Origin of the sequence: Synechococcus sp. W4D4 (assembly GCF_047716805.1) — a bacterium.
Classification (GTDB): Bacteria; Cyanobacteriota; Cyanobacteriia; order PCC-6307; family Cyanobiaceae; genus Vulcanococcus.
In genome coordinates, this window is sequence record NZ_CP180404.1 from 1,337,585 (window position 1) to 1,357,187 (window position 19,603).

At 63.6% G+C, this 19,603-nt stretch carries 22 protein-coding genes and 1 riboswitch; of the genes, 11 read left to right on the forward strand and 11 right to left on the reverse strand.

Annotated elements, in window-relative coordinates; genetic code table 11:
* Window positions 1–402 carry a transcriptional repressor gene (locus ACLM42_RS07415; protein WP_247910526.1) on the forward strand — a complete coding sequence of 134 codons (402 nt, stop codon included), beginning with the start codon at window positions 1–3 and terminating at the stop codon, window positions 400–402.
* Here the strand turns inward: ACLM42_RS07415 and ACLM42_RS07420 are convergent.
* From ACLM42_RS07420 to ACLM42_RS07430, 3 genes are read right to left on the reverse strand one after another with little or no spacing between them, the layout of a single operon-like run.
* On the reverse strand, window positions 399–1,091 hold the full coding sequence (locus ACLM42_RS07420) for a metal ABC transporter ATP-binding protein (RefSeq protein ID WP_415398684.1): 693 nt from the start codon (window positions 1,089–1,091) through the stop codon (window positions 399–401). The genes ACLM42_RS07415 and ACLM42_RS07420 overlap by 4 nt on opposite strands.
* A gap of 49 nt (window positions 1,092–1,140) precedes the next feature.
* Window positions 1,141–2,121 carry a hypothetical protein gene (locus ACLM42_RS07425; protein ID WP_415398685.1) on the reverse strand — a complete coding sequence of 327 codons (981 nt, stop codon included), beginning with the start codon at window positions 2,119–2,121 and terminating at the stop codon, window positions 1,141–1,143.
* 42 nt (window positions 2,122–2,163) lie between these two features.
* Window positions 2,164–3,057 carry a metal ABC transporter substrate-binding protein gene (locus ACLM42_RS07430; RefSeq protein WP_415398686.1) on the reverse strand — a complete coding sequence of 298 codons (894 nt, stop codon included), beginning with the start codon at window positions 3,055–3,057 and terminating at the stop codon, window positions 2,164–2,166.
* Window positions 3,058–3,203: 146 nt separating this feature from the next.
* Here ACLM42_RS07430 and ACLM42_RS07435 point away from each other — a divergent pair, with 146 nt between their 5' ends.
* The 4 genes from ACLM42_RS07435 (at window position 3,204) to ACLM42_RS07450 (ending at window position 5,862) form a co-directional block, all read left to right on the forward strand.
* A complete protein-coding gene (locus ACLM42_RS07435) occupies window positions 3,204–3,716 on the forward strand; it encodes a hypothetical protein (protein WP_415398687.1) in 513 nt (170 codons plus the stop codon).
* Between the two features lie 61 nt (window positions 3,717–3,777).
* Window positions 3,778–4,908 carry a CobW family GTP-binding protein gene (locus ACLM42_RS07440; RefSeq protein ID WP_415398688.1) on the forward strand — a complete coding sequence of 377 codons (1,131 nt, stop codon included), beginning with the start codon at window positions 3,778–3,780 and terminating at the stop codon, window positions 4,906–4,908.
* A riboswitch (cobalamin riboswitch) is annotated at window positions 4,909–5,052 on the forward strand.
* A gap of 27 nt (window positions 5,053–5,079) precedes the next feature.
* Complete coding sequence (locus tag ACLM42_RS07445; protein WP_415398689.1) at window positions 5,080–5,655, forward strand: HupE/UreJ family protein; 576 nt, start codon at window positions 5,080–5,082, stop codon at window positions 5,653–5,655.
* A gap of 66 nt (window positions 5,656–5,721) precedes the next feature.
* On the forward strand, window positions 5,722–5,862 hold the full coding sequence (locus ACLM42_RS07450) for a hypothetical protein (protein ID WP_247910520.1): 141 nt from the start codon (window positions 5,722–5,724) through the stop codon (window positions 5,860–5,862).
* Here the strand turns inward: ACLM42_RS07450 and ACLM42_RS07455 are convergent, their stop codons facing one another.
* From ACLM42_RS07455 to ACLM42_RS07475, 5 genes are read right to left on the reverse strand one after another with little or no spacing between them, the layout of a single operon-like run.
* Complete coding sequence (locus ACLM42_RS07455) at window positions 5,863–6,336, reverse strand: Fur family transcriptional regulator (protein WP_247910519.1); 474 nt, start codon at window positions 6,334–6,336, stop codon at window positions 5,863–5,865.
* A gap of 21 nt (window positions 6,337–6,357) precedes the next feature.
* Window positions 6,358–7,314 (reverse strand): lysylphosphatidylglycerol synthase domain-containing protein, encoded by a 957-nt coding sequence (locus ACLM42_RS07460; protein WP_415398690.1) that lies wholly within the window; start codon window positions 7,312–7,314, stop codon window positions 6,358–6,360.
* Window positions 7,293–8,492, reverse strand: coding sequence for a nickel pincer cofactor biosynthesis protein LarC (gene larC, locus ACLM42_RS07465; RefSeq protein WP_415398691.1), 1,200 nt, complete (start codon window positions 8,490–8,492; stop codon window positions 7,293–7,295). Before larC ends, ACLM42_RS07460 begins: the two co-directional genes overlap by 22 nt.
* Window positions 8,492–9,151 (reverse strand): hypothetical protein, encoded by a 660-nt coding sequence (locus ACLM42_RS07470; RefSeq protein ID WP_415398692.1) that lies wholly within the window; start codon window positions 9,149–9,151, stop codon window positions 8,492–8,494. Before ACLM42_RS07470 ends, larC begins: the two co-directional genes overlap by 1 nt.
* A gap of 15 nt (window positions 9,152–9,166) precedes the next feature.
* Window positions 9,167–9,781 (reverse strand): hypothetical protein, encoded by a 615-nt coding sequence (locus ACLM42_RS07475; protein ID WP_415398693.1) that lies wholly within the window; start codon window positions 9,779–9,781, stop codon window positions 9,167–9,169.
* Between the two features lie 103 nt (window positions 9,782–9,884).
* Between ACLM42_RS07475 and ACLM42_RS07480 the strand changes: the two genes are divergently transcribed.
* Window positions 9,885–10,730 (forward strand): tetratricopeptide repeat protein, encoded by an 846-nt coding sequence (locus ACLM42_RS07480; RefSeq protein ID WP_415398694.1) that lies wholly within the window; start codon window positions 9,885–9,887, stop codon window positions 10,728–10,730.
* Here ACLM42_RS07480 and ACLM42_RS07485 read toward each other — a convergent pair.
* Window positions 10,690–11,088: a hypothetical protein gene (locus ACLM42_RS07485; RefSeq protein WP_415398695.1), complete on the reverse strand. Its 399-nt coding sequence runs from the start codon at window positions 11,086–11,088 to the stop codon at window positions 10,690–10,692. The genes ACLM42_RS07480 and ACLM42_RS07485 overlap by 41 nt on opposite strands.
* On the opposite strand from ACLM42_RS07485, the gene xth reads away from it, so the two are divergent.
* Window positions 11,081–11,911, forward strand: coding sequence for an exodeoxyribonuclease III (gene xth, locus ACLM42_RS07490; protein WP_415398696.1), 831 nt, complete (start codon window positions 11,081–11,083; stop codon window positions 11,909–11,911). The two genes, ACLM42_RS07485 and xth, sit on opposite strands and share 8 nt — an antisense overlap.
* Here xth and ACLM42_RS07495 read toward each other — a convergent pair.
* Window positions 11,908–13,401 (reverse strand): FAD-linked oxidase C-terminal domain-containing protein, encoded by a 1,494-nt coding sequence (locus ACLM42_RS07495; protein ID WP_415398697.1) that lies wholly within the window; start codon window positions 13,399–13,401, stop codon window positions 11,908–11,910. The genes xth and ACLM42_RS07495 overlap by 4 nt on opposite strands.
* Window positions 13,402–13,593: 192 nt before the next feature.
* Here ACLM42_RS07495 and hemL point away from each other — a divergent pair, with 192 nt between their 5' ends.
* The 4 genes from hemL to ACLM42_RS07515 are packed head-to-tail and all read left to right on the forward strand — an operon-like array spanning window position 13,594 to window position 17,826.
* The gene (hemL, locus tag ACLM42_RS07500; RefSeq protein WP_415400145.1) at window positions 13,594–14,832 is read left to right on the forward strand and encodes a glutamate-1-semialdehyde 2,1-aminomutase; all 1,239 of its coding nucleotides are present in this window, start codon (window positions 13,594–13,596) and stop codon (window positions 14,830–14,832) included.
* Window positions 14,833–14,834: 2 nt separating this feature from the next.
* Window positions 14,835–15,950: a TRAP transporter substrate-binding protein gene (locus tag ACLM42_RS07505; protein WP_415398698.1), complete on the forward strand. Its 1,116-nt coding sequence runs from the start codon at window positions 14,835–14,837 to the stop codon at window positions 15,948–15,950.
* Window positions 15,950–16,456 (forward strand): TRAP transporter small permease subunit, encoded by a 507-nt coding sequence (locus tag ACLM42_RS07510; protein ID WP_247910511.1) that lies wholly within the window; start codon window positions 15,950–15,952, stop codon window positions 16,454–16,456. Before ACLM42_RS07505 ends, ACLM42_RS07510 begins: the two co-directional genes overlap by 1 nt.
* On the forward strand, window positions 16,456–17,826 hold the full coding sequence (locus ACLM42_RS07515; RefSeq protein ID WP_247910510.1) for a TRAP transporter large permease: 1,371 nt from the start codon (window positions 16,456–16,458) through the stop codon (window positions 17,824–17,826). The genes ACLM42_RS07510 and ACLM42_RS07515 overlap by 1 nt, the downstream gene beginning before the upstream one ends.
* Here ACLM42_RS07515 and ggt read toward each other — a convergent pair.
* Window positions 17,823–19,601 (reverse strand): gamma-glutamyltransferase, encoded by a 1,779-nt coding sequence (gene ggt / locus ACLM42_RS07520; protein WP_415398699.1) that lies wholly within the window; start codon window positions 19,599–19,601, stop codon window positions 17,823–17,825. The genes ACLM42_RS07515 and ggt overlap by 4 nt on opposite strands.
* Window positions 19,602–19,603: the final 2 nt, after the last annotated feature.

The window sequence follows — 19,603 nt, forward strand, 5'->3', positions numbered from 1 at the left end:
ATGCCCTCCCAGGCTGCCGGGACTAACGAGCGGCAGCAGCTGATCATTCAGCACCTGGAGGATGCCGATCAAGAGCTGTCGGGACAGGACCTGCACGCCCGTCTGCGGGCCAGCAACAGTCCGATGGGACTGGCAACGGTTTACAGACACCTGCGCCAACTGCAGCAACGCGGACAGATTCGCTGCAGGCATCTGCCCAGCGGGGAAGCCCTCTTTGCGCCGCTGGGACGGGATGAACATCACATCACCTGCGTGGACTGCGGTGAAACGGCTGTCCTCAACAGCTGCCCCGTTCATCATGTCGACCTCGGCACAGCTGACAGACATGGCTTCGAATTGCTGTTTCATACCCTCGAGTTTTTTGGGCTGTGCGAACAGTGCAAGTCCCGCCAACGGGACTAACCGCAGCACTGATGCCCCACTCTCAAATCACCCAATGAGCTCCTGACCGTCTCGGGGGCACCCTGGGCAAGAAGCGCGCAATCCAAAACGAGAACTTGGTCGTAGCAATCCAAATCACTGCCCCAGTCATGGCTACTCACAAGCAGCGTCAACCCTGAATCACACAGCTGACGCATCACCTGCAGCAAATTTGTGCGTGATGGGGGGTCAATTGCCGCGCAGGGTTCATCCAGAAGCAAGAGCTGGGCGGGCTGCAACAGCGTTCGGGCGAGAAGCGCCCGCTGCTGCTGTCCGCCTGACAGCTCATCCAATCGACGGGTCCCTAATCCTGCAAGGCCAACCCGCTGCAAAACCGCATCCACATCGCAACAGCCCGGACGACGACCCAACAAGCGGCCAAGGGCCACCAATTCATGGACCGTGATCGGAAAGGTCCAATCAATGGCTCCCCGTTGCGGCATGAGGGCGATCTGACGTCGAGCCAAGGCGGGCGTCAGTGGACAGCCAGCCAACTCCATGACGCCAGACGATGCCGGCAACTGCCCCTCAAGGGCATGCAAAAGAGTGCTTTTACCAGCCCCATTCGGCCCAACCAAGGCCGTCAATGACCCAGGCTTGATGTTGAACGAGACATCCTCCAGGACAAGCTGCGGACCGCGATGGACGCAGAGATTTTGAACGCGAAGCAAGCCGGTCAAGCGTCTCTAACTCAAGCTAGTCGGATCTCTGCGCAATCCCCTAAAAGCGAAGGGTCACTCCAGTACCGATGTGATGCTGGAATCCAATTCCCCAACCTTCGCCGCCCTCGGAGCTATAGACCGCCTCCCAGTGAGCGAAAGCAACAACATTGTCCGTGATGGGGTATTCAAACTCAATCTCACCACCCCAGTCCGTGCGCTGGGGAAGGTTGGCGTAGCGACCAGGGGTGTAGAAGCGGGGGCCTCCCGAGAGGGTCACATTGAGCTGGTCATAGTTAAACCCAAAGCCTGCCCAAGCGTCGGTGTAATTACCGAGGTACGTCCCATCACTGTCCCAGCCCGTGTTGTTGTAGGCAGAAACAAATACGCCGTCGACAACGCTTTCAAGGCCATCGCCCAAAGCGAAATTGACATCACCATCACCAAAGGCATAGAGAGCACCAACCTGGACCTCATTCCTTAAACCCAACTCATCTTCGAGACCATCCTGCGTCTGAGTTCGGGTGATGTAATAGGGCTTCCAGGTTGCCTGAAACGAAAGATTCCCAGTGGGTTGATACCGGGCGGAGAGATAACCCTTGATATCAGTCCGGCGCCAGGGGCTAGCCGACGAAAATGATTCCGCCTCATCCTCACCATGATCATCATCATGCCCTTCATCCTCATGGGAACCATGGGCATGAACTTGGCCATAGAAGTGTTCAGCCTCACCCCACACAAAAGCAGGACCAATGGCGGCTTCGATCGCAAAACTGCCTTTGTTCTCAAGCCCCCACTCGAGAACCGTTCCGTAGAGCCCATCGATGGCGTAGTGCCTCGGTGGTCCCTGCACATTGTTCTCGAGCCCACCATGCCCTTCGATGGTGATGATTGGAGAAGCCTTGAACTCACCAGGCTTTAGATCCTGACCACCGGGACCGCCATGGGCAAAAGCGGGCGCCGAAAGGGTCAGGATGCAGCTCGCCGTCCAGGGAAGGCGCTTAAGAAGAGAGATGAACGAGCAGAGATGCGTCATGCCCATGGCAAAAGTTTCAACGAAAGGAAAAAGGATTCAGCAAGACGACTAAATTGCACTCCAGCGAGATGCAATTTGATCACCAGACGCACGGTCGCAACGCCCCCCTTGCGCACTCACCAGAGCACAGACATTGGAAACAAACGTACCGACATAGGTCTTCCGCTTTGCAACTCCATCCACGACAAGATGCTTCCGATAGACAGGGACACCCGAGGTCTTACTAATGCGACGCAGCGTTTTCGACGTTGCACTTGATTCTGAAAACAGATACTTCGTTCCTGATGCCTTCACAGCCATAGAGATCTCGCGAAGACTGCTGGGACGAAGCGGCCCACCGGATGAGAATGATTCCATCAAAGGCACATAACGAACCTGGTAGCGCCTGGCCAGAGAAGAGAGCGCATCATGCTCCGTTAGAACAACTCGGTGGGCCTTGGGAACGGTGGCGAACTGAGCTGCAGTCCAGCGATCCAATTGCTGCAGCACAGAGGCAACTCGCGTGAGCCGGCCATCAACCGAGGCACGGGCCGCTCCAGACACGCTGCCCCTGAGCTGGACGGCAACCACCTTCGCCATCGCTACCGCCTGAAGAGGGTTATGCCAAACATGTGGATCCCGAGATGGGCTGGACGGCACGGCGACTTCAGCAACCTTGACCGTCCGCTTCAGCTGCCCAATGCGCTCCAGCGCAGGGCTTAATCGGTATCCATTGAGGAACACAACCGAAGCCGACTGAATCTTCGAGCGATCCCTGGCACTCAAGCGGTAGTCGTGGGGATCCGCTCCATCCGGGACCAAGCAAGCGACGGAGACCGTGGATCCAGCCACGACGCGAACGAGGTCGCAAAGAATTCCGTTGGCCGCCACCACAGAAGGGATCTGCTGAACAGCAGCGACGGGACGAACGGCCAGAGCGGTCACACCGGCGGCAAGACTCATTCCGGCAACAAGCGCAGAGCAGCGCACCAAGACCAATACACGTTTCCAAGAATGATAACAGTTCTCAGTCTCAGCGATTTGATGTCTCGTTGCCATGCCGTTGCGCCGTCATCAGGCTGTGGACAAGGCCTGTCATTCCGCTGCTGATGCAATCCCTCAGACGTTCTGGAGCCCATGCCGGATTCATCGCCGCAGGCCTCTTGGCCCTGACGGCCTGCCAATCACCCAGCGCTGACTCCACGGCGATGAGCCTCCAACAGAAAGAACTCCTCGCCTACAACGAAGGCGCCATCACAGCCCTCGAAGGCCACCTGTTGAAGGGCATTGCGTTAGCTCCGGAACGCTTTGATCCCGAAGACGACCACGACCATGAGGCTCTGATCCAGCAGATCCGAGCCACCGCAACGCGTTACACCGACGCCCTACAAAGCATTCAGGCCAGCCTCCAGGACGGCCCCTGCAAAAGCGCCCAAGCGCGCTATCTCGTACTCGAGCAACAGGAACTGGGTGTGATCAACGCCATGCTCGATGCCTTCTCCGATGGGGATGGGACTGGAGCCAAAGCCGCGGCCCAGTCCTACAAGGACCTCACCAGCTCAGCCAAGAACCAAGCAATCGCGCAGACCTATCGGGAGACCTGCGGCTTGAGCGGCTTCTAAAGCTGCAGGCCACGTCCCAGACTGAGGGGACCGATCGAAGCCGCAGCAAGCAGCCTTCACCATGAGCAGCAGCCTGATGGATCAGGCCCCCAGCGGGCTCCCCGTAACCATCCTCACGGGCTTCCTTGGAGCGGGAAAAACCACGCTGCTCAACCACATTCTCAGCAACCAGCAGGGCGTCAAAACGGCGGTGCTGGTCAATGAGTTCGGGGAGATTGGCATCGACAACGACCTGATCATCGCCACCGGCGAGGACATGGTCGAACTGAGCAACGGCTGCATCTGCTGCTCCATCAATGGTGAGCTGCTCGAGGCCGTCTATCGCATCCTCGATCGTCCAGATCCCGTGGACTACCTGGTGGTGGAAACCACGGGGCTTGCGGATCCCCTGCCCGTAGCCATGACCTTCCTTGGCAGCGATCTACGGGATCAGACTCGGCTCGACTCGATCATCACGTTGATCGATGCCGAAAACTTCAGCGACGAGATCCTCGAGGGGGAGGTCGCCCGCGCCCAGGTCGTCTACGGCGACATCCTGCTGCTCAACAAATGCGACCTCGTCAGCGAAGCGCGGCTCAACGAGGTGGAAGCCCAGTTACGGGAGATCAAAACCGATGCCCGGATCCTGCGCTCGGTGAAAGGCGAGGTCAACCTGCCGCTGCTGCTCAGCGTGGGCCTGTTCGAAAGCGACAAGGTCACTGCGGAGCAAAACCACGACGACTGCGACCACGACCACGGCCACTGCGTGCATGAGCACGACCATGCCGACGATCACAGCCATGCCCATGACCACAGCAACTGCGATCACGACCACGGTCACTGCGAGCACGATCACAGCCACGACCATTCCCACGAGCACTCCCACGCGGATCACCTCGCCATCGAGGGATTCACATCCCTTTCCTTTGGCAGCGAAGGTCCCTTCTCGCTGCGTAAATTCCAAAACTTCCTCGATAACCAGCTCCCCGCCGGGGTGTTCCGCGCTAAGGGAATCCTCTGGTTCAACGAGAGCAGCAAGCGACACGTCTTTCACCTGGCCGGCAAGCGCTTCTCCATCGATGACAGCGAGTGGAGCAAGCCCAGCGACCGCAAAAACCAACTGGTGGTGATCGGCAAAAACCTCGACCACGCCAAGATCCGCAAGCAACTTCAGGCCTGCGTCGCGAAAGATGCCGGCAAGGGTTTCTCCTGAAGCGATAATCCGATCAGCGGTTTCCTGGACTCAGCCCAGGAAGGCAACGAGGAAAGTCCGGCGCGAATCCGGCACTGTCCCGCAGCTGTGATGGGAGCCTCGCGCTCTCCAGTCAGAACGCTCGCCGCGCCTCCTCCTTCAACCTCAGCACCGGCGCGGACCGGATCTGCCATGACCTCGAAACTGACCCGATCGCTGCTGACCAGCACCGCCGCCGGACTGGGCCTGAGCCTGCTGTCGGTGCTGCCAGCCGGAGCCCATGGAACCGCCGACCATGGAGTGTTGGGCGGAGCCCTGCATCCCCTGCTGGGCTTGGACCACCTGCTGATGCTGGTGGCCGTGGGCCTCTGCGCCGCCCAGGCCGGCCGCCAACTGCTGATCTATGCCCTGGCTGGGGCCCTGATCGGTTCGGTCTTCGGCAGCTTCGGCGGCCAACTGCCTGGAGCCGAAGTGCTGGCAGCCCTGGCGGTCTCCGCCGTGGCCACCGTTTTGGTCCTGGTGCTGCGGGGCAGCTGCGGCCGCCAGGTGCTGGCGCTCACCGTTGCTGGCGGCCTTGGTCTCCACGCGATGCTCCACGGCCTGGAGTCCAGCGGCACCTCCCTCTGGTGGGCCGGTGCTCTGCTGAGCTCGGTGGCTGTGGTTGGTACCAGCGCCTGGCTGAGCCAGCGGTTTGAACGCAGCCAGGTCAGCCTTGGGGCAGGCCTGCTGGCGCTGGCTGGCGGCCTGCTGGCGATCGCTCCCCTCTGAGCTGCAGCAACCGCGACAGCAGAAGCGAAAAACACCGTTATGGTGTGTCGAACCGCATCCCCCTGGATGGCCGAGTTCGCTGCACTCACGACCGTTCTGGGGCTCGTCGGTCTGATCTTTTGGCTCGCCACCGATTCCGACGATGACAACGGTGGCGGTGGTTTGATGCAGCCATCGCTCGTCCCGGTTCGCGTCAACCGGCGCTAGTCATCCCTCGGCTTCCTGCTGAGCGCAGCTAGGGCAGAGAGCGCGCACGTTCAACACACAATTCAGCAGTTGAAAGCCGTGTAAAGCCGCGGCCTCTCCACCAGCCTGCAGCACCGCTTCGCTCTCGAATTCTTCGGTGTGGCCGCAGCGGGCGCAGACCAGGTGGTGATGGTCCCGGTGGGCCTCATCGCTGGCCAGTTCAAAGCGCCGGCCCCCTTCCGGCAGCTCCAATTCGCACAACAGCTCCATGGAGCTCAGCAGCCGCAAGGTGCGATAGACCGTGGCCAGTGAGACCCGTTCATCCGCCTTGAGCAGGCGCTGATGGACCTCCTCAGCGCTGAGGTGACTGCCCTCCCCAAGGCGCTCAAACAAAGTCAAGACCCGTTGGCGCTGGGGCGTCAGACGCTGCCCGCGATCATGCAGGGAGCTGCGCAATGCATCGGCCTGCACCTGGGAGACAGGACCAGCGGGCACGACGCTCTCTCAGGGCACTTCTCAACAATACCCATTGTTGCGAAGTGCCGCCAGGTCCCTGCGGGCGGCGGCGGCCACCAGCAAATCCGCCAACGAGACGACCAGGCGATAGCTCAGGGCCACGGCCAACAGCGGCGCCTCAGGAACAGAAGCCGCCAAGCGAAGCACCAACACCGCTTCAAACACCCCCAATCCTCCGGGAGCAGCGGGAACCACCAGACCTGCGGTCCAAGCCAGGGCAAAGCCCGCCAACCAACCCGTCCAGTCCAGCTGGAAGGCCAAGTCGAAGGCTTGAACGCAGCAGGCGAAACCGCCAAAGCGGCATAGAACAAAGACCAGCTCAGCCGCCAGGGGCCACCAGGGATAGCCCGGCAGGCGGAGGCTGCCTGGGGTGAGGCCAGAAGGATCCACTTCAAGCGCCTTGGCGCGGCGGCGCTCCAGACGCTCCAGCAGGGGATTGAGCCAACGGGGCATCAAAGCCAACAGCGGCAGCAAGGCCAACAGGGCCAAACCACCCCCCAAGGCCACCAAGGACAACGCCGCCACGGCCATCAGCAGCGGATCGAGCAGGACCGCCCCGAGGGCTTGACGCCCGCTCAGGGGTTGCCGGCAAGGGCCGCCAGAGCGCAGAGCCCGAAGCCGCTCCAGTAGATGCCAGACCCCGCCAGGCAGATACTTGCGCAGGTTGGACTCCAGAAACAACAGCACCACCGGCGTCCAACGCGGAGCAGCCCCCAACCAACGCAGCACCACTCCCCAGGCCAAGCCATTGACCACCAGGCTCAAGGCGCTGATGCCCAAGCCCAAGGCCAGCCAAAGCCAAGACTGACGATCGAGGCTCAGCTGCAGCAACTGACGGCCATGGGAGACCACCGCAGAGGCCAGAAAGGCAACGCTTGAGGCGCTCACCCAAAGCCGGGCGCCCCCTGGGAGGGAGAGAGTTCTCAGCCGCCGGATCACCGTTGCGCCTCCAGCCACTGGAGCAGGTTGGAGCGCAGCTGATCAAGGGGCAGCCGCCGCTGCTGAGCCAAGGGAATCAAGTCCTCCAACTCTGGCTTGCACAGCACACTTCCATCGGGGCGCATGGAGCTCTTAAAGCGCACCAGTCCCCAGGGCGTCTGCCGCTGTTCGACCTGTCGGGGCAGGGCCCAGCGCTGCTGAAGCTGCTCCCGTACCCCCAGGCTGCTTCCATAGCGCCACCAGATCGCTCGCAGGGCCTCGGCCTGCTCCGGCCAGGCCAGGGCCGTAATCAAGCTGCCCAAGCGCCCCTTCTTCATCGCAACCGACTGGGCGAAGACCTCGAACGCTCCGGCCTCCCGCAGGGCGTCCTGAAGGAAGGCCAAATCCTCTGCGGTTGCATCGTCGATCTGGGCCTGCTGCTGCACCACCATCTGCAACTCGGGCTGAACGCCAACGGAGTCAGCCGACTCGGCGAGGAGAAAGCGCAACTGATTAGGGCGATCCAACTCCCGAGAACCCAGACCGATCCCCAGCCGGGTGGGGCGCAAGGCAGGCGCAGGCGCAAAGCTGTCCGCCCAGGCCACCATCAAGGCCAAGCCAGTTGGGGTCGTCAGTTCCGCCGGGGGAAACCCCGCGCTACTGGCCAGGGGAACCCCATGGCACGTAGCCAGCTCCAAAACGGCGGGCACTGGGACCGGCAACAGACCATGGGCGCTGTTCACCTGGCCGTGGCCCGCCGGAGGCGGACTGCAGATCAAGCGCTGAACGCCGAAGTACTGCAACCCAGCACAGACACCGACCACATCCACCAGGGCATCCAGGGCTCCCACCTCGTGGAAATGCACTTGCTCCGGCGGATAGCCATGGACGGCACCTTCAGCCTCCGCCAACACACCAAACACCTTCAGCACCGCCTGCCGCAGTGCTGGGGCCAACTCGGCCGTTTGCACTTGCTCCCGCAGGCTGGCCCAGTGGCGATGGGGGGGCTGCTGCTCGAGCAGCTCCACCTCCAGATGCAAACCGCGCATGCCAGCGCTGCGGCGCTCCTCAAGCGTCAAGCGATAGAGCCCGCCCAACCCCAGAGCCGCCAGGGGTTGATGGACCACCTCTTCTGGCAGCCCGCAGTCGAACAGGGACGCCAGCAGCATGTTCCCGGCCAATCCCGTCGGGCAATCGACCACCGCCAGGGATCCCATTAGGCCTCCTGGAGAAGTTGCTCCGCGCTGGCCTGCAGCTGCTCGCGGTGCTGCTCGAGCCACTGCTGCACCTCGCGGCGGGCGCGACGCTGCTCGTTTTGGGCCGTCATCACATCGTGGCCAGAGAGGCCCCAGAGGCGACCCAACAGCGCCCGGTCATCGGCGCCACCACGGGAGCCTCCGTACTCCACCACCTCCGCCACCATCCCAGCCAGCAGGACTCGGCTCCAACGCCGCAAGTCCTCCAACGGCATCTTCACCTGGGCGGGGGGCTCCAATTCCGTGCTGCCATTCACCCGCAAACCATGGCGCAAACAGGCGCGGCTGCCCACCAAGACCTGCTTCACCGGCAGCTGGTTCTCTCCCGCCAGCAGCAGGTGACCCGCCTCATGCACAGCAATGCGCCGCAGCCTGGAGCGGCCCAAGCCGAAGGGGAGGGACTCCGCAAGGAGATGCCCCCCCAGGCCACCAAAACGGGCCGCATCGACGGTGAGCGCCGTGAGTGCCCCGCCCGCGGCTCCAGCAATCAGCCAGGGCGAGAGGCCCAGCACTGGGCCCGCGACGGAGATCACGCTGACGCCAGCAACGGCGACACCGGCCCTGAGTGCGGCCGTTGAACCTTGATCGGAGCTAGCCAAATGCAGCGGCGGCTGGGTCATGGCCGCTCCTGGTCCCTAGCGGCGGCCACCACGGGCACCGCCGCGACCACGGCCAGCCCGTTGGGGCACCGGAGCGATCACTTCGTGGTTCTCAAGCTGCAGGGTTTGCCCCTCACGGCGCAGATCCAAAGAGACGAAATGGCGCAGATGGGCCGGATCCATTTGGCCCTTCAACTGCAGCTTGAAGGGTGTCGGGCGGCGACCGTCGGGCCTTGGCTGCTGGCGGATCTTGACGACCAAGTCGCCGTCTTCTGGACGGGTGTAGATCAGCTCACCGCGCACGGAGAAGTAACCATCGCCTTCGGGCAGATCATCGGCCTCCTCCTCTGCGCTCTCCTCAGGGGAGAGGGTGCTGGGCTCCCAGACACCCACCAACTGCAGATGCAGCTGATCGGGATCGCGGAAACGGGGATAGGCCACCCACAGGTGGGGCTTGCTCAAGTCCAAGTGACGACGCATCAGCGTCAGCACGCGACCCAAGACCACCGCATCAATCTCGGAGCCGTCCTGGGTCTGAATCACTCCACGGGTGAGCTGATCTGCATCAGCGGGCACGTAGGTCCCCCGCACCACGCCGATGGCGCGGTACTGCATCGGCTCTGTGACCGGGGAAATGGGGTGTTGACGCATCGTGGCTGAAACCCTCTGGGCGCTCGTGAAATCCATCGCCCGTAGGCCAATGTACCGAGCTTGCAAAAAGGCCCCAGACTGAGCCCAACTTGCAGGTTCCTCGATGCCGGCACGAGGCCGCCCCAACCAGCGCGATGGCGTGCTGATCGCCCTGGTGGCATCGGGGTTGGTGACCGTTTCGATCACCGGCGGCTGGCTTCTGGGTCAGCACCAAGCCTTGAAAACCCAAGGCAGTCCAGAGGGCAGCAGCGAGAGGCAAATTGCCCTGCTTCAAGCCCGCCTCGGGGAGGGATCAGCGAGCGCCGCCGATCAACAGCGACTGGTGGACCTGCTGATCCAGCAAGGCCAGTCCCAAGAGGCCAGCCTGGTGTTGGAGCACCTCGCCGATCAGCAGCCTCAAAACTGGCAGCTGCGTCTGCTCTTGGCCGAGCTCCGCCGCAACAGCAACGACCGCCCTGGGGCCGAGCGGGAGTTACGCCAGATCCTGAACCTCAAGCCTGATCGGATTGAAGCCCTGCAATTGCTCACCCTTCTTCAACTGGAACAAGGGCGCGGAGCCGAGGCTGAAGCCCAACTCAAGACCCTGCTGGAGGCCAGCAGCAAACCCACTCCCCAACCGCAAAAGCTGGGGCTGGGACTGCTGTTGGGCGATCTCCGCCAGCGCCAAGGGAAAACTGCAGACGCCCTGGCCCTCTATGGACAGCTCGCCAAGGACTTCCCGCGTGATCCCAGGCCACTTCTGGCCATGGCCTTGCTGAAGCAAGACCAAGGAGACCTCCAAGGGGCTGGACAGGCCCTGGCTCAAGCCCAAGCCAGGCAACCCGAAAAAAAGGATCCCCGCCTGGATCGGGTGGCGGCGAGCTGGGGACTTGAAAGTCTCCGAGACAGCAAGAAGGCAGCGACGACGACTAAGGAGCCGTCACCAACGGAGAAGAAGCCCCAGAGTTAGGGGTCACCGACTGGGCATCGAGCTGGCGGAGAGCCGCATCAATGGCATCTCCGGGATCGGTGGCGTCATCCATCGCCGTGCTGCGCCGCAGCTTGTTCATCAAATCGATCGGGTTTGTGCTGTCGAGCAGCGACCCGCCTTGGCGACTGGTCCCACCTGGTCCCTGGTCAAAGACGCTCGGCTCGGGAGCGAGGTTGGAGTTGCTGGACTGGGCTTGAGCCACTGGGGACAGCACTGCGGCTGCAGTGATTAAGGCCGAGGTGAGGCAGCTGGCGAGTCCCCGAGGCATGGCTGATCCGTCGAACGGCTTGGCGGGAATGCTAGGAGCAGCCCCAAGCCACATCCCTCCGATGCGCATCGCCAGCTGGAACGTCAATTCGGTGCGGACCCGCCTGGATCAGGTGCTCGCGTGGCTTCAGGCCAACGAACCGGATGTGCTCTGCCTGCAGGAAACCAAGGTCAGCGATGACCTCTTTCCGCTGCAGGCCTTCCAGGAGATCGGCTACCACTGCGCCATCAGCGGACAGAAGGCCTACAACGGCGTGGCCTTGATCAGCCGGGAACCGCTTGAGGATGTCCAAGTCGGCTTCGAGGCCCTCTTGCCGGAGGACCCTCAAGCACCCCAGCTCAGTGAGCAAAAAAGGGTCATCAGCGGCTTACTCGATGGGGTGCGGGTCCTGAACCTCTACGTCCCCAATGGCAGCTCCCTGAAGAGCGAGAAATACCCCTACAAGCTGGAGTGGCTTGCTTGCCTGCAGCGCTATCTGGCGGTGCAGGAGGAGCAGGGTGATCCCCTCTGCATGGTGGGGGACTTCAACATCGGCCTGGAAGATCGGGACCTGCCGGACCCCGAGCGCCTGAGCGGAACGATCATGGCCAGCGATCCGGAGCGGACGGCCCTGTGCACTGCCCTCGGTGATCGACTAACGGACGTCTTTCGGGTGTTCGAGCCGGGCAGCGGCCATTGGAGCTGGTGGGACTACCGCAGCGGTGCCTGGGACCGGGACCTGGGCTGGCGGATCGACCACATCTATTTGTCTGAGGAGCTGCTGGGTTGCGCCACCGGCTGCGTCATCGACAAACAGCCGCGCGGCAACGTCCAACCCAGTGACCATGCCCCCGTCGTCGTCAACCTGGCCTGGCCGCCGGAAGAGGAGGACGACGACGAGAGCTGGCCCTAATAGAGCTCGACCCCATCGGGGAGCTTGCGGCCTTCCTCCTTCAGCTCGACCCAGCGGCGAGCCGACTCGCCGCAGGTCTTCGGGGTGGGAAAGATCTTCCCAGGATTCGCCAGTCCATCGGGGTCAAAGGCCCGGCGCACCAGTTGCATCGTCTCGAGATCGTCCGGGCTGAACATCCAGTCCATGTAGCAGCGCTTATCGCTGCCCACCCCGTGTTCGCCGCTGATGCTGCCGCCGGCATCGAGGCAGAGCTTCAAGATGGCCGCCCCTAAGGCGGTCACCCGCTCGTTCACCCCCGGCTCATCCGAGCGGTAAAGAATCAGGGGGTGGAGGTTGCCGTCACCGGCATGGAAGACGTTGGCCACCGCCAAGCCGTGCTCCTCACTGAGTCGTTCGATGGCCGCCAAGACCCGGGGCAGGGCCGTACGCGGCACCACTCCGTCCTGGAGGTAGTAGTTGGGGAATTGACGGCCCAGGGCTGAGATCGCACTCTTGCGGCCCTTCCAAAGCCGATCCCGCTCCTCCTGGCTCCAGGCCTCGCGAACGCCGCCCGCCCCGGCCTCCCGGCAGAGATCAGCCGCCATCTGCACAGACTCTTTGACCTCGAGGGGATGACCATCCAGTTCCACCAACAGCACCGCAGCGGCATCGCGGGGGTACTCATCCACCCCAAAGAAATCGTTGACCGCGTGGATGCAGCGTCGATCCATGATTTCCATGCCTGCCGGTAGGACCCCAGCGGCGGTGACCAGCCGCACGGCCTCTCCTGCCGCCTCCATCGAGGCAAAATCCGCCAACAGCACGGCCACGCAGGCGGGTTGCCGCAGCAGGCGCAGGGTGATCGCCGTCGCAATGCCCAGAGTCCCTTCGCTACCAATAAAGACGCCGCGAAGGTCGAGCTCTGGGGTCTCCGCCATCCCCGAGCCCAAGGTCGTGACGCTGCCATCAGGCAGAACCACCTCCATGGAGAGGACGTGGTTGCTGGTGACGCCGTACTTGAGGCAGTGCACACCACCGGAGTTCTCGGCGACGTTCCCACCGATGCTGCAGGCCACCTGGCTGGAGGGATCGGGGGCGTAATAGAAACCGTCACCCGCCACTGCGCGGGTCACCCAACTGTTGATCACCCCAGGCTCCACCGTGATGCGCTCATTGGGGAGGTCGATGGCAATGACCCGGCGCATACGGCTGGTGGCGATCACCAGGGCGGGCTGCTCCGCTAAAGCCCCACCCGAGAGGCCTGTCCCACTACCTCGAGCAATAAAAGGAACCTGCAACTCATTGCAGAGCCGGACCACCGCAGCCACCTCAGCGGTGGTCTCCGGCAGGACCACCAAGGGCGGTTGGTGGCGGTGCAGCGTCAAACCATCGCAGTCGTAGGCCAGCAACTCCTGACGCTTGGCCACCACCGAGCGCGCGGGCAACAGGGCCCTCAATCGACGCTCAACCAAGCCCCAGTCTGGATTCACAGCGATTGTGGGGACGCCCATCGACCTTAACGAGCTGGCACGGTCTCGACCGCTGGGGCGGTGATTGCGTAAGGATGGGCGACGCTTAAGGCCCAATTGGGGTCTCGAGCCCCCATCCAGTCTGCGGATTCCGTTTTGACCTCGGCTCCTGTCTCGGCACCTGTGCACAACACCACCCTGTCCCAGGAACTCTTCAGTGCCGCTCAGAAGCTGATGCCAGGCGGCGTGAGTTCACCCGTGCGCGCGTTCCGCTCGGTGGGCGGCCAACCGATCGTCTTTGACCGCGTCAAAGGGGCCTACGCCTGGGACGTCGACGGCAACCGCTACATCGATTACATCGGCAGCTGGGGCCCTGCCATCTGCGGCCACGCTCACCCCGAGGTGATCGCCGCTCTGCACGACGCACTGGAGAAGGGCACCAGCTTTGGCGCCCCCTGTGCGCTGGAGAACCAGCTGGCGGAGATGGTGATCGACGCCGTCCCCTCAGTGGAGATGGTGCGCTTCGTCAACAGCGGCACGGAAGCCTGCATGTCGGTGCTGCGCCTGATGCGCGCCTTCACCGGCCGCGAAAAAATCATCAAGTTCGAAGGCTGCTATCACGGCCACGCGGACATGTTCCTGGTGAAGGCCGGCTCCGGTGTGGCCACCTTGGGTCTGCCCGATTCCCCTGGCGTGCCGCGCACCACCGCCGCCAGCACCCTCACCGCTCCTTACAACGACCTCGAAGCGGTCAAGCAGCTCTTTGCTGAGAACCCCGGCGAAATTGCCGGTGTGATCCTCGAGCCGATCGTCGGCAACGCCGGTTTCATCACCCCCGAGCCAGGCTTCCTCGAAGGCATCCGCGAGGTCACCAAAGAGAACGGCGCCCTGCTGGTCTTCGATGAAGTGATGACCGGCTTCCGCATCAGCTACGGCGGTGCCCAGGCCAAGTTCGGCGTCACCCCTGACCTGACCACCATGGGCAAGGTCATCGGCGGTGGCCTGCCCGTGGGTGCCTACGGCGGCCGCGCCGACATCATGAGCATGGTGGCTCCTGCTGGCCCGATGTATCAGGCCGGCACCCTCAGCGGAAACCCCCTGGCCATGACCGCCGGGATCAAAACCCTGGAACTGCTGAAGCAACCCGGCAGCTACGAGCGTCTCGAAGCCGTAACCAGCCGACTGATCAACGGAATCATGGACGGCGCCCGCAGCGCGGGCCTGCCCATCACCGGTGGCTCGGTGAGCGCCATGTTCGGCTTCTTCCTCTGTGAGGGCCCCGTGCGCAACTTCGAAGAGGCCAAAGCCGCTGATGCTGAGCGCTTCGGCAGGGTGCATCGCGCCATGCTCGAGCGCGGGATCTACCTGGCCCCGAGTGCCTTCGAGGCCGGCTTCACCTCGCTCGCCCACTCCGATGAGGACATCGACGTCACCATCGCGGCCTTCCGCGAGTGCTTCGCCGCGGTGGCCTGACGATGCAACGGCGGGGCCTGCTGCGCGCTGCGGCCACAGCAGCAGGCACCGCAGGCGCAGCCGGACTGCTGGGCGCCTGTCGCATCCGCAAAGCCGATAGCGCATCGGGGATCGTGCGTCCCCAGGTGCGTTGGCGCATGGCCACCAGCTGGCCCCATTCCCTGGAGACGATTTTTGGTGGGGCTCAAACCATCAGCCGCCGCGTCGCGGAACTGAGCGAGGGGCACTTTCAAATCGAGCCCTATGCAGCCGGGGAACTTGTGCCTGGCTTGGAGGTCCTCGACGCCGTGCAAAACGGCTCCGTTGAGTGCGGCCACACCGCCAGTTACTACTACGTCGGTAAAAACCCAGCACTGGCCTTTGGCACCTCCATGCCCTTTGGCCTGACGGCACAGCAGCAGAACGCCTGGCTCTACGAAGGCGGCGGCAACGAGGCCCTCAACCGTCTCTACGCCGATTTCGGTGTACTCAGCTTTCCGGCGGGGAACACCGGGGCCCAACTGGGTGGCTGGTTCAAACGACAACTGGAGGGACTCCAGTCGCTGCGCGGTCTGAAGATGCGCATCCCTGGGCTCGGCGGCAAGGTGATGGCCTCCCTCGGGGTGAATGTTCAAGTCCTCCCCGGCGGCGAGATCTACCTGGCCCTTGACCGCGGTGCCATCGATGCGGCGGAGTGGACCGGTCCTTACGACGACGAGAAACTCGGCCTACAGCGGGCTGCGCGTTTTTACTACTACCCGGGCTGGTGGGAGCCGGGTCCAACCCTGGCGGCCCTGGTCAACCAGCGGGCCTGGCGGGAGCTGCCTGCGGACTACCAGGCGATGTTCAGCACGGCCTGCTACGAGGCGAACCTCTCGATGCTGAGCCGCTACGACAGCCTGAACGGTCAAGCCCTGCAACGGCTGATCGCCGGCGGGACTCAACTGCGCGCCTACGACGAGTCGATCCTGAAGGCTGCACAAGAAGCGAGCGAGCAGCTCTACGCCGACACGGCGCGCACGAACCAGGATTTCAAAACCACCTACGCGGGCTGGCAAACCTTCCGTGACCAGGTCTGGGCCTGGAACCGGATCAATCAGCTCTCCTACGCCAATTTCATCTACCGGCAGCCCAACTGATGGCTCGCTTCGACTGGCCCGAGCAGATCGATCGCATCAACCAGGGAGCCGCCTGGATTGGCCGCTGGTCGATCCTGCTGATGTTGGTGGTCGGGGCCTGGAATGTGGTCGGGCGGTACCTCGGCCTAGCTCTGGGTCTGAGCCTGAGCTCCAACGCCTTAATCGAAGCCCAGTGGGCCCTCTTTTCCGTCGCCTTTCTGCTGGGGCTGGGCTACACGCTCCAACGCAATGGCCACGTCCGTGTGGATGTGCTGCACAGCCGCTGGTCCGCCCGCAAGCAACGGCGGGTTGAACTGGGCGGCACGTTGCTGCTGCTCCTGCCCTTTGCGGTCATGGTGCTGCTGGTCTCGCTGCTGCCCGCCGTGCAGTCCTGGCAGATCTGGGAACAGTCCCCCGATCCCAACGGTCTGCCGCGCTACTGGATCAAAAGCCTGATCCCCCTGGGCTTCGGCTTACTGACCCTGCAGGGCCTCGCCCAGGTGCTGCGCTTGAGGCGCGAGCGCTGATGGAAGTCGAGGCCTTCGGCTACGTCATCACGTTCTTCCCAGGGGAGGTGCTGGGGCCAGCGATGTTCATCGCGCTGGTGCTGGCGCTGTTGAGCGGCTATCCGGTGGCCTTCGGTCTGGGCGGCATCGCGGTGCTGTTCGCCCTGCTGGGAATGGCCTTTGGGGTGATTGATCCCCAGTTCCTCACGGCCCTGCCCCAGCGGATCTTCGGGATCATGAGCAATTTCACGTTGCTGGCGATTCCGGCCTTCGTCTTCATGGGGGCGATGCTCGAGCGCTCGGGCATCGCTGAACGCTTGCTTGTGGCCATGGGGCAATTGCTGCGGGGCGTCCGCGGCGGCCTCGCCTTGGCAGTGGTGCTGGTGGGGGCACTGCTTGCAGCCACGACCGGTGTCGTCGCTGCCACGGTGACGACGATGGGGCTGATCTCCCTGCCCGTGATGCTGCGAGCGGGCTACGACCGCTCCCTGGCCACCGGAGTGATTGCCGCCTCGGGCACCTTGGGCCAGATCATTCCACCGAGCATCGTCCTTGTGGTGCTCGGCGACCAGCTGGGCGTCTCCGTTGGCGACCTCTTTCTGGGCTCGCTGATCCCCGGGCTGCTGATGACCGCGGGCTTCGCTCTCTACGTGGTGATCATCAGCAGCCTGAAGCCCGAGCTGGCGCCGGCACTCAATCCTGACTCCAGCTCCGAGCAGCCGGGCGGCTGGCACCTGTTGCGGGTGCTGCTGCCGCCCCTGGGTTTGATCCTGCTGGTGTTGGGCAGCATCTTTTTTGGCCTGGCCACCCCGACCGAAGCCGGCGCCATTGGCGCCGTCGGGGCGATGGCCCTCGCCGCCCTGGAGGGGGGACTGAACCGCCGCGGCCTCAGTCAGGTCTGCGACGACACCCTGCGCACCACGTCCATGGTGATGGCGATCCTGCTGGGGTCGACCGCCTTCAGCCTGGTCTTCCGCGGCGTCGGCGGCGATCAACTGATCAGCGATCTGCTGCTCAACCTGCCGGGGGGCAAAGCCGGCTTTTTGCTGGTGAGCATGGCCGTGATCTTTGGCCTGGGCTTCTTCATCGACTTCTTTGAGATCGCCTTCATCGTCTTGCCATTGCTCCTCCCGAGCGCGCGGCAGTTGCTTGGCCCCGAGGCCCTGCTCTGGTTTGGGGTACTGATCGGAGCCAACCTGCAGACCTCATTCCTCTCGCCCCCCTTTGGTTTTGCCCTGTTCTTCTTGCGGGGGGTCGCCCCAAAGGAGGTCAGCACGCAATCGATTTATCGCGGGGCCTGGCCCTTCATCGGGGTTCAGCTGACCGTGTTGCTGCTGATTCTCTGCTTCCCGCCTCTGGTCAACTGGCTGCCCTCGATGCTGCGTACCTAAGGGCTCTCTGGCACGGCCGCCGCGTCGGGTCGACGCGGATCGGCCACGCCCCAGCTGCCGACGGGTTTGGCCTCGGAGTCGTCGGCATAGCGGACTTCCGCGGAGTTCGCTGACCCCATCGCCGGGCGCAGCTGAAGTTGATGGCCCCGCTGCTCCAGCAGCGACCAGGTGTCGGGACTGAGCCCCTGCTCTGTGCTGATCTGATCGGGCCAGAGTTGGCTATGGATCCGGGTCTCCGCTACGGCTGAAGCCAGGTTGAGGCCATGCACCAACCGGTTCAGCAGCACCTGCAGAACGGTGGTGATGATTCGACTGCCCCCTGGACTGCCCGTGGCCAAGAGCGGCCGGCCATCGGGGTGGAAAACCAGGGTGGGGGTCATCGAACTGAGCGGGCGGCGCTCCGGAGCGATGGCGTTCTGACTGCCCTGACGCAGGCCATAGGCATTGGGCGCCCCGGGCTTGGCCGTGAAGTCATCCATCTCGTTATTGAGCAAGAATCCGGCGCCGGGAACGGAGATGCCATTTCCATAGGCCGTGTTCAAGGTCGTGGTCGTGGTCACCAGCCCCCCATCACGGTCCACCACCGAGAGATGAGTCGTGTTGGTGCCGCCATAGACCGGCAGCGCTTCCGCTTCCAGTTCGGTAGCAGGGCGGTGACGGTCCAAGCGAATCCGTCGACGTTGAGCCGCCGCATAGCGATCGCTGAGGAGACGATCCAGGGGCATCGCCACCTGATCAGGATCACCCAGTAGTCGATTGCGATCCCGGTAGGCCAGGTTCATGGCCTCCACCATCCGATGGATCGTCGCAGCACTATTGAGTCCAGTGCTCTGCAGCTGCAGCGGCTCCAGGACCTTGAGCAGCTGCAGCAAGGTGGCACCTCCCCCACTCGGTGGGGGCATGGTCAACACGGGATGCCCCCGCAGCTCTCCCTGCAGGGGACGCATCCAGGGGGCTTGGTAGCGCTCGAGATCCTCAAGGCTGATCAGACCGCCCTGGGCCTGCATCAACGCGACCATGGCCTGGGCCAAGCGACCGCGGTAGAAGCAGCTGGCGCCCTGCTCGGCAATGCAGCGCAAACTCGCCGCCAGCAAAGGTTGCTTCAGTCGCTCGCCCGGGCGGTAGGGCGTGCCATCGGCCTTGAAGAACTGTGCGGCACTGCTGGGGTCGTTCTTCAGAAACGGCGCCGCCACCCGCAGGGAGGCACCTAACTCAGGCCCCACCACAAAGCCCTGGTCAGCCAGGCGAATCGCCGGCTGCATCACCTCTGCCAGGGAGAGACAGCCGTAGCGCCGCTGCACCTGTGACAAACCGGCCACGGTGCCGGGCACCCCCGTACTGAGGAGGCTGCGCAGGGCCAGGCGGCGATTGACCGTTCCATCGGCGTTCAAGAACAGGTCCGGCCTGGCCGCCAGCGGGGCCTTCTCCCGGAAGTTCAGAGCCACGGCCTCGCCGCGGCCCAGGTTCATGGCTTCGGGAAGCTGGGGTCCTCTGGCCGCTGCCGCACAGGTCTCAATAGTCCCCCGCTTGGGCAACCAGAGCAGCAGGAACCCTCCGCCCCCCAGGTTCCCCGCCTGGGGCAAGGTCACCGCCAGGGCAAAGGAGGCGGCCACGGCCGCATCCACGGCGTTGCCGCCCTCCCGCAGGATCTGGGCCCCGACCGCCGCAGCCTGGGCCTCCTGGGCTGCCACGATCCCGGCGGAGGACTCCACCGGATGGAAGCGTTGACTGCGCTCCTGCAGCAGGTTCGCCTGGGCTGGGTTGGAAAGGGCCAAGG